This is a genomic window from Alphaproteobacteria bacterium, assembly GCA_040216735.1.
Classification (GTDB): domain Bacteria; phylum Pseudomonadota; class Alphaproteobacteria; order SHVP01; family SHVP01; genus CALJDF01.
The window spans coordinates 1,226,119-1,238,489 of the sequence record JAVJOO010000002.1 but is presented as its reverse complement, the minus strand read 5'-3'; the positions used below and the strand labels follow the sequence as shown (position 1 = coordinate 1,238,489).

The following is a 12,371-nucleotide window of genomic DNA, read 5'->3' as shown; positions in this document are numbered from 1 at the left end:
TCGATCGCCTGACGGCTCTCCGGTTAGATCTCGCCCAGACCCTCGCGGAGTTTGCGCTGAATCACCGGCACCAAATCCGCTTCGGGCTTGAAGGTCAGCGCCCGATCCCATTGAAACCGTGCTTCTCGCTTGCGCCCGACCCGCCAATACGCGTCGCCGAGGTGTTCGTTGACCACCGGATCAGCAGGCTGCAGCGCAATCGCACGCTCGAGGTTTAGCACGGCCCCCTCGAAGTCACCCAGTTGAAAAAGCACCCACCCCAAGCTGTCGATGATCCAGCCGTCGCGCGGACGCAATTCGACGGCCCGCTCGAGCATCGCCCTGGCCCGGTCGAGATTGAGCCCCTGCTCAACCCACGAATAACCCAGGTAGTTCAGGACATCCGGCTGTTCGGGTTGCAGCTCAAGCGCTTGCAGAAAATCGCGCTCGGCCTCGGGCCACCGCTTGGCCCGCTCGAACGCAATGCCGCGCGAATAGTAAAGGCCCCAGTTGTCGGCCACGGGGGAGCCGGCACGATCGATAGCCCGCCCGTAGGCATCGGCAGCCTCGCGCCAACGCTTTTCACTACGCAGGATGTCTGCCAACTGGATCAGCGCGTCGTTGCGCGCGGGCCTCTCATCGGCCATTCCCCGTAGTAGGGTCATGGCTTCGTTGGTACGATCCAAACGGTGCAGCGTCGCCGCAATACGCAGCCGAGCGCTCCAGCCGAACGGCGTATCGGGCGGCACCGCGCGGTAAGCCGCGATCGCCGCTTCCCATTGCTGCGCGCTCTCTTCGAGATTGCCGAGAAGCACGTGCACCGCGTCCAAGCCGGGGCTCAAATACAGCGCGAGTTGGGCATAGATCGTCGCGGTTTCGCGGTCCCCGTTTTGCGCCATGAACCGGGCCGCGCCATTCAACGCTTCGCCGATCCCTTGCGCCGCGCTCGACACCATGGGCACGGGCGGATCTTGATCCAAGACGCTGCGCGCGTCTTCGACCAGCGCACTGTTCGACTCCCGCGGCAAATATTCTTCGATCAATGCCACCGCTTCGTCGCGGCGACCGGCGCGCACCAAGAAATTGGCGAAGGCCTGAACCGCGCTCAGCGAGCGGGTGGCCCGGTCGTCGATCAGCTCGCGAAAGGCGGCCTCGGCTTCGGCCGGCTGTTCGATCAACCCTTGGATCAGAGCCTGATGGAAGAGCCTAAAGGTTTTGGATTGCTCGCTCTGGCGCAGCGTCTCCAGTTCAGCCAGCGCCTGATCGCCTTGGCCTTGCCCGACTCGAACCCATGCCTTGGCCACGGGCCGAAGCAGGATGTTCATGCCGCTCACCGGAACCCGGTCCAACCACTGGTCGGCCTCCTGGAATGCTCCCGCGCGAATCGCGGCAATTGCCAAGACCAGGGGCGCCAAGCCGTCGTTCGGCTCTTCGCCGCCGAGCTTGCGGGCTAGCGCCACCGCTTCGTCAACCCGGCCGGCCGCCAGTTTCAAGCGATAGGCACTGCGCGCAAGATCCGCGTTGTCGGGATCGTCGTCGATCGCCCGGGCCAGATATTCGGCCGCAGCCCGGTTGTCACCGACTGCGCGCGCATAGTGCCCGGCGAGATAACCGCCGAACGGGGAATCGGCTTTTGCTTCAGGGCCGATCCGCGTGTCTTCCAAATCGTTTGCGGCGGACACCGACGACGCCGGCACGGCGACCGTCGCGATTGCGACGAGGCCCGCGACCAACAGGCGCGATCCGATATGTCGTGGGCTCATCCTAACCTTCCACAGCGTCATAGGCCGTTTCGAGGGAGTCACATTAGGCAGCACCGCCCACGTTTGCCAGCAACCGGCTGGAAGGGTGGATCATTTTTGCGCTACCGGTCGCTGCGTCACATGTTCGGGTAGTTCGGTCCGCCGCCCCCCTCGGGAACGGTCCAATTGATGTTCTGCGCCGGATCCTTGATGTCGCAAGTTTTGCAATGCACGCAGTTCTGCGCGTTGATCTGGAACCGGGGCGCGCCGCCCTCATCCTTAACGACCTCATAGACCCCGGCAGGGCAATAGCGCTGCGCCGGCTCGTCGAACGCCGGCAGATTTCGGGCGATCGGGATCGAGGGATCCGCCAGCACAAGGTGGACCGGCTGATCCTCCTCATGATTGGTGTTGGAAATGAAGACCGACGAAAGCTTGTCGAAGCTGACGACACCGTCGGGTTTCGGGTAGTCGATCTTGGCGCACTGATCGGCCTGTTTCAGCGTCTCATGATCCGCCTTGCCGTGCCGCAAGGTGATCGGCAAACCGATCCCGAACGTGTTCATCCACATATCGACGACACCGAGCGCCGCACCGAACAACGTTCCGAACCGGCTCAACAGCGGCTTGGCGTTACGCACACGCTTCAGGTCGCGGTAGATCCACGATTGCTCCCACGCGCCCTGGTAGGCGTCGAGGTCGGCACTATCGGCCTGGTGCGCTGCGAAGACCGTTTCCGCCGCAAGCATCCCGGACTTCATCGCGTTGTGCGTTCCCTTGATACGCGGCACGTTGACCATCCCGGCCGCACAACCGAGCAGGACCCCGCCCGGAAACACAAGCTTCGGCACCGACTGGAGCCCGCCTTCCGTAATCACCCGGGCCCCGTAGGAAATCCGCTTGCCGCCCTCAAGATAGGGGCGGACGCGTGGGTGCGTTTTATAGCGCTGGAACTCATCGAACGGCGACAGGTGCGGATTGCTGTAGTTCAAATGAACCACAAACCCGATCGCGATCTGATTATCTTCAAGATGATAAATAAAACCGCCGCCCCCGGTATCGTTCGATAACGGCCAGCCGACCGTATGCTCGACTAGGCCGGGCCGGTGGTTTTCGGTCGGAACCTCCCACAGCTCCTTGATCCCGATGCCGAACTTCGGCGGCTCTGTGTCCGCCGCAAGCCCAAACTCGGCGATCAATCTCTTCGCTAGCGAGCCCCGCGCGCCCTCGCCGATCAACGTGTATTTGCCGCGCAACTCGATGCCCGGCGTATAGCCGCCTTTGTGGCTACCGTCGCGCGCGATCCCCAGATCGCCGGTGATCACGCCGACGACGCGGCCTTGCCCGTCGCGCAGCAGATCGACGGCGGCGAATCCTGGAAAAATGTCGACGCCGAGCCCTTCCGCCTGTTCGGCCAGCCAACGGCACAGATTGCCCAGGCTGATCGCGTAATTGCCATGATTGTGCATCAGGGGCGGAAATAGGAACTGTGGGATTGCGAAGCTACCGCCCCCCGCACTCAAGTAGATAAAGCGATCCTTCTTCACCGGCATCTTCAACGGGGCGCCACGTTCTTGCCAATCGGGCAGCAGTTCGTTCAGTGCGATCGGGTCCAGAACCGCCCCGGACAGAATATGGGCACCAACCTCCGACCCCTTTTCCAGGACGCAGACCGAGATTTCTTTCTCCTCGGCAGCAGCGAGTTGCTTGAGCTTGATCGCCGCCGACAGGCCGGCCGGGCCGGCCCCAACGATAACGACGTCGTATTCCATGAACTCGCGTTCGACAGCTTGGTCCGACATGCTGGCCTCATTGTTAGCGCACCGCCGTTATCCCTTTTTTGCCCTGGGGCGGTCAAATCGGCGGCACCGTATTGCGCCGCCCCCGATAGCCGCGCGCCCGTGGCGCAACCGTGGTAAAACGGCGCCATGCAACAAGATGCCCTCCCATCCCTGCGCTGGCTCGTCGATGCCGGCGCGGACGAAGCGGTCGACGAGATGCCGCGCGATCGATTCGCCGCTGCGCCACCGCCCGCCGATACACCGAAATCCGGCGCTCAGCGGATCGTCGCCCGGTCGAGCACCGCCACCTCGCCCGAGAGCGCCGATGCGGTGCTGCAATCGGCCCGGACCGCCGCCACGGCCTGCCAGGACATCGATTCGCTCCGGGCCGCCCTCGCGGCCTTCGAGGGGTGCTCGCTCAAGGCAACCGCCAAGAATCTCGTGTTCGGCGACGGCAACCCCGACGCCCCTCTGATGCTGATCGGCGAGGCACCCGGCGCCGACGAGGACCGGGAAGGGAGACCGTTCGTCGGGGTCAGCGGCCAATTGCTCGACCGCATGCTGGCCGCCATCGGCCAAGACCGCAGTGGCACCTACATCACCAATATCCTGCCGTGGCGGCCACCCGGAAACCGCAAACCGACGCCGGCGGAAATCTTGATGTGCCTGCCCTTTGTCGAGCGTCACATCGAATTGGTCGCCCCCCGATTGTTGGTCTTCGTCGGCGGCACCGCCGCCGGCGCGCTTTTGGATCGAACCGAGGGGATCACAAGATTGCGCGGTCGCTGGCTTTCTTGGCGCGACGTGCCGGTAATGGCGATCTATCATCCCGCCTACCTGCTGCGGCAGCCCGCTCTTAAGAAACAGGCTTGGAAAGACATGCTCGCCATTCGGCAGCGGTTGGAAGACCTTTGATGGCGAATCGGATGGCGCGAAGAACGTTGCCTACCTTGGCGGCAATCGTTGTGGCTGCGGTAACCGTCGCCGCGCCCGTCCGGGCCGCCGAATTTCCGTTGCCGCGGGAGAAGCCGCCGACGCCGGCTATCGTCGTGCACGAACCTGAAACGCCGTTCGATATCCTCTCGCCCGACGACGTTGTTCTCTATCGTACCGCGTTCGACCTCCAGCAAACCGGTGAATGGGGCGCCGCAGATCGGGTCATTGGTCGCATCAACGACAGGGTGCTGATGGGCCATGTCCTGTTCCAGCGCTACATGCATCCGACGGCATATCGCTCGAGCTTTCCCGAGCTTTCGAGCTGGATGGCCAACTACCGCGACCATCCCGGCGCCAACCGCGTCTACAAACTCGCGTTGAACCGGAAACCGCAAGGTACCCGCAACCCGCTCGCGCCCCAAGTCGCACGCCTCGAAACCGACGATGACGACGGCGAGGCCGTCGACGTTGCCCCACCTCCGCAGAGCAGATACGTATCGCCGCGCACGCGGTCGAGCGCCCAGCGGCAGGAAGCGCGCAACCTGCAACGCGCGATCCTGCGGCAGATTCAACGCACGGTGCTGACAAATACCGAGCAACAGCTCCGCAGCAAAAAGACCCGCGCCATCCTCGACGATGTCGAAATCGACACGTTGATGTGGGAAATCGCCGTCCGGTGGTACTTCCGCGGCGAAAATGAAAAGGCCTACCGCATCGCCGCCGCCGCCGCCGAACGGTCGCGCGAACACGTCGCGATCGCCGATTGGACTGCGGGCCTCGCGGCGTGGCGGTTGGGGCGCTACCCGGTTGCCGAAAAACATTTCGAGGCGCTCGCGCTTTCCACCTCGTCTTCGGACTGGAACATCGCCGCCGGCGCCTATTGGGCGGCGCGCGCCAACCTCATCAACGGCCACCCCGAAGACGTGACCCGATGGCTGCGCATCGGCGTTCGTCATCCGCGCACGTTTTACGGCATTCTGTCGATGCGTCTTTTGGGTGAAGACATCGACATCGCCTGGGACTTGCCGCCGCTGAATGAGGAACGGTTCTCCGCCGTCCGCGAAAACGACGGCGTCCGGCGCGCGATCGCGTTGGCGCAGGTCGGTCAACAGCATCTCGCGGAACGGGAAATCCGCCAATTGATCGCTGGCGCCTCGGCGCAGAACGCCGAAGTTCTGCTCGCCGTTGCGGGGCACCTCGGCTTACCCGGCGCGGCAATCCAATTGGGCATCAAGACCCTGGATCCGGCGAGCCGCTACTACGACGCAGCGCTCTACCCGCTGCCGGCATGGGAGCTTGAAAACGGCTATTCAGTCGACCGCGCCCTAGTGTTCGCTTTCATTCGCCAAGAATCGCGCTTCAACACCAACGCCAAGAGCCCGGCGGGGGCACGCGGGCTGATGCAACTCATGCCACGGACCGCAAGCTTCGTCGCGAAAGACAACAGTTTGCGTGGCGGCCGGCTGAACGAACTCTACAATCCGCAGCTCAACCTCGACCTTGGGCAACGCTACTTGGAATTGTTGATGGGCGACGACTTGGTCCGCGGCAATCTCTTCATGTTGGCGGCGGCCTATAACGGCGGGCCCGGAAACCTGAACAAGTGGCTGCGCCGAATGAACTACCCCGAAGACCCGTTGTTGTTCATTGAGAGCATTCCCTCGCGTGAGACCCGTCTCTTTATCGAACGCGTCCTGAGCAATTTCTGGCTCTACCGCCTGCGGCTCGGGCAAGAGGTGCCGTCCCTGGATGCCGTCGCGGCGGGCCACTGGCCCTACTATTTTGCCCTGGATGGTGCGAACCCGCTCAAAGGGCTATCGGGTAAATCGGATTCAGCCGTGTCGGAGGTCAACTACCTTGCCGATTGACGAAAAACGCCCTTTCGTACCGGTCCGAATCGCGGTCATGACCGTCTCGGACACCCGCACCCTCGAAGACGATCGCAGCGGCCAAACCCTCGTCGACCGCTTGACCGGCGCCGGACACATCCTGGCCGACCGCGCGATCGTGATCGACGACCGGAGCGAGATCGAAGCGCAACTACGCGCCTGGATCGCCAACCCAGAGGTGGATGTTGTGATTTCGACCGGCGGCACCGGCGTAACCGGACGCGACGTCACGCCCGAGGCCTTCGCCGCGGTCTACGAAAAACCGATCGAAGGTTTCGGCGAGCTCTTCCGCTGGATCAGCTTCCAAAAAATCGGCACTTCGACCATCCAGTCGCGCGCCACAGCGGGCGTTGCCGGCGGCACCTACCTCTTCGCCCTCCCCGGGTCGCCAGGCGCCTGCAAGGACGGCTGGGACGAAATCCTTCGATTCCAGCTCGACTACCGGTTCATGCCGTGCAATTTCGTCGAACTATTCGACCGCCTAACCGAGACGGAACGCCGCACCAAAGCGTGATCTGTCCCAGGCAGTTGTCGCGGGCGCGGCGCCTCCCCATCTGGAGGGTACAGCTCGATACCCTACAGGAGCACACCATGATCGTTCATCGCCGCGGCGTACTCGCCGCGCTCGTTGCAATACCCATCGTCGCCGCACTCCCCGCATCCGCGATCGCCCAGGAAGTTACCGTGCGTGGCCGGACCTTTCGCCTCACCGAACGTGACCGTGCTTGGCTGAAGCGACATTGCGAAAAAAAGGGATTTGCGGAAGGGTCGCCGCAGTACCATGAGTGCTTTGAAAACAAAGCCAACGAAATCCTCGACCAGCGTGCCCGCGACTCGGTCTACCGACCCAGCGTTCCTTAAACGCCCGCGCGCCAAGCCGCGAGATCGATCGTCGAATCCACGTCGCGCAACATTGCGGCGAAGGCAACTCTGAGACCGCCGCGCACGTTACGTAGCGTATCGGCGAGTGCGTCGCCGCTCGACCAGCGAACGTCATCGAAGAGATGGGTGAGGACCATCACCGGCAGCCCCTGGCGCGCGCCGACAAGCCAGTAACCGCCGTCGACGGCGGGACCAAAGACGAGGTCGTGCTGCGCGAGCGCCTCGAATGCCTCAACGATGTGAGCCCGCGACATCGCCGGGATATCGGAACCAACGATCGCGACCGGCCCGCGCCCGACCCCCGCGGCTAACATGGCCGCCATTCGCCGCCCCAAATCGCCGGACGATTGCGCGACACGTTCCACGTCGCTGGGCGGCCAGAAACGAGCACGCCGCGCAAAGGTTGCCGGTGTAATCGCGAGACGCGTCTCCCACGTCGGCGATCCCACAACCTCGCGCAGGATCGCCGCGCTCATTTCCCGGTAGGCCCGCCATGCGGCACCCGTCCCGATTTCTGCCGCGAGCCGCGTCTTAACCGCGCCGTATTGCGGCGCCCGCGCGAACACGATGAGTTGACGTCTCACGCGTCGTAGATCCGGCGAATGCGCGCAAGGTCGGCGCCCATCAGGTAGAGCGCAAGACACCTCATGTTGCGCAGCGCACGGCGCACATACCCGTCGCGCCGATAGCGTACCGCCGATGTCACGGCCAGTGTCTTCAGAAAGACCAGTCGGCGGCGACCGACACGCCGGACGAACTCGACATCCTCCATCAACGACATCGGCCGGTAGCCGCCCAGCGCGTCGTACAGCGCCCGGTGAATTAGCAAACCTTGATCCCCGTAGGGAAGACCAAAAACCCGCCCCCGCACAAAGACGCCGACGGCCAACAGCGCCGGCCAAAACCCCGTCGCATCTAATCGAAAATGGAACACTGCTGCGGCGGACTTGGACCGCGGACCGGCCATGAACCGCGCCACCTCATCGCGCCATCCGGGCCCAAGGCAGGTGTCGCCGTGTAAGAACAAGAGCCACTCGGTCGTGGCCGCGGTCGCGCCGGCGATGAGTTGGGTTCCGCGCCCAGACCTGCTCGGCACGACGACGGCACCCGCCGCTCTGGCGACCTCGATTGTCGCGTCGCGAGAACCGCCATCAACTGCAATCACGCGAACCCCCGCCAGCGGCGCCAACGCCCTCGGCAGAGCTTGTGCGGCATCCAGAACAGGCATGACCACCGTCAAAGACCCGAGGTCGGCCGGGCCAATGGGCGGGGGCGCAGGCACCGAAAACCGCACGGGGGATTCCATCGCGCCGGACTATGGTGCCGGGCCGTTCCCCAAACAAGACACCGCTGCGGGGCAGGCAAAATGCGGGCACCAATGTTCTTGATTTGTTCCGAAATCGCCATAGAGTCCGGCCATGGCGCCGCGCCCCCTCGATCTCTCCCACCCCCCAACGAGCAGTCCCGCCGTCCACCCCGACGCGCGGCGCGGGCGCGGTGCCATCACCAACGTCTCCGGCCGCTTCGAACCTGAGGTTCGGGTGACGCGGGACGCCGACTTCGAGTTCGACGACGGTTGGGGCGGCGCCGAGAACGCGGAACCGACCCGGACGACCGTCGAGATCGACACCAGCCGCACAATCATCGCCCGCAATCAATCGCCGGACATCGGGTTCGATCGCTCGATCAACCCCTACCGGGGCTGCGAACACGGCTGCTTCTACTGCTTTGCAAGGCCGACCCACGCCTATCTCGGCCTCTCGCCTGGGCTCGATTTCGAGACCCGGCTGTTTGCCAAACCCGAAGCCCCAACGTTGCTCGCGAGCGCGCTGCGCAAACCGAGCTACACCTGCCAGATGATCGCGATGGGGACCAATACCGATCCCTACCAGCCGATCGAAGAGCGGTACGGGGTTACTCGCGACGTGCTGAAGGTCCTGTCCGCATTTAGCCATCCGGTCGGCATCGTGACCAAGGCCGCGCGCGTCACCCGCGACATCGACATCTTGGCTGATATGGCGGCGCGCGGGCTTGCCCATGTCATGGTATCGGTCACCACGCTCGACCATCGTCTTGCGCGCAAGATGGAACCGCGGGCGTCGACGCCGCAGCGCCGTCTCGAGGCGGTCCGTTTGCTCAGCGACGCCGGCATTCCCACCGGAGTCATGGTCGCCCCAATCATTCCCGGGCTGACCGACCACGAGATCGAACCGATCCTCCAAGCGGCGGCGAACGCGGGCGCCCGTACCGCCGGTTTCGTCCTGCTGCGCCTGCCCTACGAGATCAAGGACCTTGCCCGCGACTGGCTGCACGAAAACGTGCCAGACCGTGCCGCGAAGGTAATCGGCCTCGTCCAGGGGACGCGGGGCGGCAAAGACTACAACGCGACGTTCGGCACACGGATGCGCGGAAGCGGCCCCTATGCCGACCTGATCGCGCAACGCTTCAAGAAAGCCGCTCGGCGCTTTGGCGTCGACCGCAAGCTCCCACCGTTACGAACCGACCTCTTCCATCGCCCGGAAGCGCCGAACCCTCAACTCTCGCTGATTTAGGGGATCGGCCGCTCGAGAGCGTGGGCGGCTCGACGACACGCGCGCAACATGGCCTCGCCCTCTTCGCCGCCGAGCGCACGGGCGAGGGCCATGCCCCCGACCATCAAAGCCAGCAGCGCATCCGCGTGCCCGGCATCGTCGGCGACCTTGGTCATTGCGTCGCGGTAGCGCTGCACGGTGCGCCGCCGCGCCACGCCGGACGGTCCCTCCAACGCGCCGCCGCAGGTCGCAGGCAGCGGACAGCCCACCGTCGCCTCTAGGTGGGCACGCCCGAGATAGCGGCCGATCTGGTCGCGGCGCGACGGCGCACCCGCGTCCTGTCCTGCGAACAATCCATCCAGCGTCCGTTCCGCGGCCGCCTCGAGCGCCGCGTCCAACAGCGCGTCGCGCGAGTCAAAGTGGGCATAGAACCCGCCATGGCTGAGGCGTGCCGCCCGCATTACGCCGTGCACAGTGACGGCATGGGGCCCCTGCTGCGTCAGAAGCGCCATTGCCGCTGCCAAGATGCGGTCGCGTGTCGCTGCTTTATGGTCCGTTCGATAGCGCATGAAATGATAAATATCATTCTATGCTCGCATTTCCTATCGGGCATTCGCCCCCCGACAGATGATTACGGGCCGTGCCCACCGCTGGAGTACTGTCGCTAACCTAAAATTATATTATAGTTATCATTTTATAACACCTGAGTTTTCCACAGTATTCCCCCCTCGAACCGCAGTCGTCCTTCCGACCGGCACCTTCGTGATAGATTCCAACACCATGAATATCGCCGCCGAAACCAGGAAACGCCGCCCCGGCCCGACGCTGCGGTTCGAACGGGAAGCCGGCGGCGGTCGTATCGCCGGGGTCGACGAAGCTGGCCGCGGCCCGCTGGCAGGTCCGGTCGTCGCGGCGGCGGTGATCCTCGACGTTAGCCGCCTACCGGACGGGATCGACGATTCGAAAACCGTCAAGGAACCCCAACGGGAGGCTCTCTACCGGCAAATTTGCGATACCGCCGCCGTCGGCGTCGGTATTGCCTCGGTCGCTGAAATCGACCGCCTCAATATCCTCCAAGCATCGCTCCTCGCGATGCGACGCGCGGTCCGCGATCTAGCATGGCGGATCGGACGGATGCCCGACCTCGCGCTGATCGACGGCAACCGCTCGCCACGGCTGACCTGCGCCGAGCGCCTGATCGTCGGCGGCGACGCGGCCTCGGTATCGATCGCCGCCGCCTCGATCATCGCCAAAGTCACCCGCGATCGATTGATGGCCCGCCTCGCCCAAGACCATGCAGGGTACGGCTGGGAACGCAACCGCGGCTACGGCACGGCCCACCACCGCCTCGCCCTAACCCTGCTCGGTCCGACCCCACACCACCGCCGCAGCTTCGCCCCGCTACGTCCAACAGCACATGAACAACCCCTCCTAAGCCACTGAATCATCTATATCTTGTGGCTTGACCGCCTGACTCGCGTCAATCAGGATGCGCCGTCATGGCCAGTACCAAAAAATCGCGCGGGACCGCGCCCGAGTCGGAGTCCGAACTGCCGATCGATCAAATCGTCCAAGGCGATTCGATTTCGGTGATGAACGCGCTGCCCGAGCGCTCCGTTGACCTCGTCTTCGCCGATCCGCCCTACAATCTGCAGCTCGACGGCGCGTTGCGCCGACCCAACAACAGTCTGGTCGACGGTGTCGACGATGCGTGGGACCGGTTCGACTCGTTCGAGGCCTATGACGAATTCTCGCGCGCGTGGCTCGCCGCGGCGCGCCGCGTCCTAAAAGACGACGGCGCGATTTGGGTGATCGGGAGCTACCACAACATCTATCGGCTCGGCGCCACGATGCAGGACCTCGGCTTTTGGTTTCTCAACGACATCGTGTGGCGCAAGACCAACCCAATGCCGAACTTCAAGGGCACCCGCTTCACCAACGCCCATGAAACCCTGTTGTGGTGCGCCAAGAGCCGGGATCAAAAGACCTACACCTTCAATTACCGCGCGATGAAGGCGCTCAACGACGATCTACAAATGCGCTCGGATTGGTCGTTGCCGATCTGCACCGGACGCGAGCGGCTCAAGATCGACGGCGAAAAGGCCCACGCAACGCAAAAGCCGGAATCGCTGCTCTACCGTGTGTTGCTCGCCAGCACCCATGTCGGCGACATCGTCCTCGACCCGTTCTCGGGCTCAGGCACCACCGCCGCGGTCGCCAAGAAACTGGGACGGCGTTTCATCGGGATCGAACGCGAACCCCGCTACATAGCCGTCGCCAACGATCGCCTGAAATCGGTCGCCCCGATGAGCCCTCGCGACCTGGAAATCACGCAGTCAAAGCGTTCCCTACCGCGTATCCCGTTTGGTCGTGTGATCGAACGCGGCCTGCTCGATCCGGGACAACTCCTGTTCGACGCCCGGCGCCGTTTTCATGCCCGCGTCCGGGCCGACGGCAGCCTTGTCACCGACGGCGGCAGGGGCGCGGTCGAAGGATCGATCCACCAAGTCGGCGCCGCTGTGCAGGGCGCCCCGGCCTGCAACGGCTGGACGTTCTGGCACTTCGACGCCGAAGGCAAAGCGGTCTCGATCGATATCCTCCGCCAGCAACTGCGCGCCGAACTTCATTAGC

The 12,371-nt window shown here is 64.0% G+C and carries 12 protein-coding genes; 7 read left to right on the top strand and 5 right to left on the bottom strand.

Going from position 1 to position 12,371, the window contains the following annotated elements; genetic code table 11:
* Window positions 1–23: 23 nt before the first annotated feature.
* Window positions 24–1,742: a tetratricopeptide repeat protein gene (locus RID42_07335; protein MEQ8247481.1), complete on the bottom strand. Its 1,719-nt coding sequence runs from the start codon at window positions 1,740–1,742 to the stop codon at window positions 24–26.
* Window positions 1,743–1,858: 116 nt separating this feature from the next.
* Window positions 1,859–3,523, bottom strand: coding sequence for an electron transfer flavoprotein-ubiquinone oxidoreductase (locus RID42_07330; protein ID MEQ8247480.1), 1,665 nt, complete (start codon window positions 3,521–3,523; stop codon window positions 1,859–1,861).
* A 126-nt stretch (window positions 3,524–3,649) separates the two neighbouring features.
* On the opposite strand from RID42_07330, the gene RID42_07325 reads away from it, so the two are divergent.
* From RID42_07325 to RID42_07310, 4 genes are all read left to right on the top strand, one after another.
* On the top strand, window positions 3,650–4,417 hold the full coding sequence (locus tag RID42_07325; protein ID MEQ8247479.1) for a uracil-DNA glycosylase: 768 nt from the start codon (window positions 3,650–3,652) through the stop codon (window positions 4,415–4,417).
* Window positions 4,418–4,428: 11 nt separating this feature from the next.
* The gene (locus RID42_07320) at window positions 4,429–6,306 is read left to right on the top strand and encodes a lytic transglycosylase domain-containing protein (GenBank protein ID MEQ8247478.1); all 1,878 of its coding nucleotides are present in this window, start codon (window positions 4,429–4,431) and stop codon (window positions 6,304–6,306) included.
* Entirely contained in the window at window positions 6,296–6,841 is a 546-nt protein-coding gene (gene moaB / locus RID42_07315) for a molybdenum cofactor biosynthesis protein B (GenBank protein MEQ8247477.1), read from the top strand. The genes RID42_07320 and moaB overlap by 11 nt, the downstream gene beginning before the upstream one ends.
* 77 nt (window positions 6,842–6,918) lie before the next feature.
* Complete coding sequence (locus tag RID42_07310) at window positions 6,919–7,188, top strand: hypothetical protein (GenBank protein MEQ8247476.1); 270 nt, start codon at window positions 6,919–6,921, stop codon at window positions 7,186–7,188.
* Here the strand turns inward: RID42_07310 and RID42_07305 are convergent.
* Both RID42_07305 and RID42_07300 read right to left on the bottom strand, forming a co-directional pair.
* Entirely contained in the window at window positions 7,185–7,793 is a 609-nt protein-coding gene (locus tag RID42_07305) for a TIGR04282 family arsenosugar biosynthesis glycosyltransferase (protein MEQ8247475.1), read from the bottom strand. The two genes, RID42_07310 and RID42_07305, sit on opposite strands and share 4 nt — an antisense overlap.
* Window positions 7,790–8,437 carry a TIGR04283 family arsenosugar biosynthesis glycosyltransferase gene (locus RID42_07300; GenBank protein MEQ8247474.1) on the bottom strand — a complete coding sequence of 216 codons (648 nt, stop codon included), beginning with the start codon at window positions 8,435–8,437 and terminating at the stop codon, window positions 7,790–7,792. The genes RID42_07305 and RID42_07300 overlap by 4 nt, the downstream gene beginning before the upstream one ends.
* Window positions 8,438–8,627: 190 nt before the next feature.
* Here RID42_07300 and RID42_07295 point away from each other — a divergent pair, with 190 nt between their 5' ends.
* Window positions 8,628–9,761: a PA0069 family radical SAM protein gene (locus RID42_07295; protein ID MEQ8247473.1), complete on the top strand. Its 1,134-nt coding sequence runs from the start codon at window positions 8,628–8,630 to the stop codon at window positions 9,759–9,761.
* Here RID42_07295 and RID42_07290 read toward each other — a convergent pair.
* Window positions 9,758–10,309: a TetR/AcrR family transcriptional regulator gene (locus tag RID42_07290; GenBank protein ID MEQ8247472.1), complete on the bottom strand. Its 552-nt coding sequence runs from the start codon at window positions 10,307–10,309 to the stop codon at window positions 9,758–9,760. The two genes, RID42_07295 and RID42_07290, sit on opposite strands and share 4 nt — an antisense overlap.
* Before the next feature lie 211 nt (window positions 10,310–10,520).
* On the opposite strand from RID42_07290, the gene RID42_07285 reads away from it, so the two are divergent.
* Together RID42_07285 and RID42_07280 are read left to right on the top strand one after the other, a co-directional pair.
* On the top strand, window positions 10,521–11,183 hold the full coding sequence (locus RID42_07285; GenBank protein ID MEQ8247471.1) for a ribonuclease HII: 663 nt from the start codon (window positions 10,521–10,523) through the stop codon (window positions 11,181–11,183).
* A 56-nt stretch (window positions 11,184–11,239) separates the two neighbouring features.
* Complete coding sequence (locus RID42_07280; protein ID MEQ8247470.1) at window positions 11,240–12,370, top strand: site-specific DNA-methyltransferase; 1,131 nt, start codon at window positions 11,240–11,242, stop codon at window positions 12,368–12,370.
* Window position 12,371: the final 1 nt, after the last annotated feature.

What these genes read in the sequence shown, in the direction of transcription:
- RID42_07335 (MEQ8247481.1), bottom strand. Translation starts at nt 1,742, where the DNA reads ATGAGCCCACGACATATCGGATCGCGCCTGTTGGTCGCGGGCCTCGTC.
- RID42_07330 (MEQ8247480.1), bottom strand. Translation starts at nt 3,523, where the DNA reads ATGTCGGACCAAGCTGTCGAACGCGAGTTCATGGAATACGACGTCGTT.
- RID42_07325 (MEQ8247479.1), top strand. Translation starts at nt 3,650, where the DNA reads ATGCAACAAGATGCCCTCCCATCCCTGCGCTGGCTCGTCGATGCCGGC.
- RID42_07320 (MEQ8247478.1), top strand. Translation starts at nt 4,429, where the DNA reads ATGGCGCGAAGAACGTTGCCTACCTTGGCGGCAATCGTTGTGGCTGCG.
- RID42_07310 (MEQ8247476.1), top strand. Translation starts at nt 6,919, where the DNA reads ATGATCGTTCATCGCCGCGGCGTACTCGCCGCGCTCGTTGCAATACCC.
- RID42_07300 (MEQ8247474.1), bottom strand. Translation starts at nt 8,437, where the DNA reads ATGCCTGTTCTGGATGCCGCACAAGCTCTGCCGAGGGCGTTGGCGCCG.
- RID42_07295 (MEQ8247473.1), top strand. Translation starts at nt 8,628, where the DNA reads ATGGCGCCGCGCCCCCTCGATCTCTCCCACCCCCCAACGAGCAGTCCC.
- RID42_07290 (MEQ8247472.1), bottom strand. Translation starts at nt 10,309, where the DNA reads ATGCGCTATCGAACGGACCATAAAGCAGCGACACGCGACCGCATCTTG.
- RID42_07285 (MEQ8247471.1), top strand. Translation starts at nt 10,521, where the DNA reads ATGAATATCGCCGCCGAAACCAGGAAACGCCGCCCCGGCCCGACGCTG.
- RID42_07280 (MEQ8247470.1), top strand. Translation starts at nt 11,240, where the DNA reads ATGGCCAGTACCAAAAAATCGCGCGGGACCGCGCCCGAGTCGGAGTCC.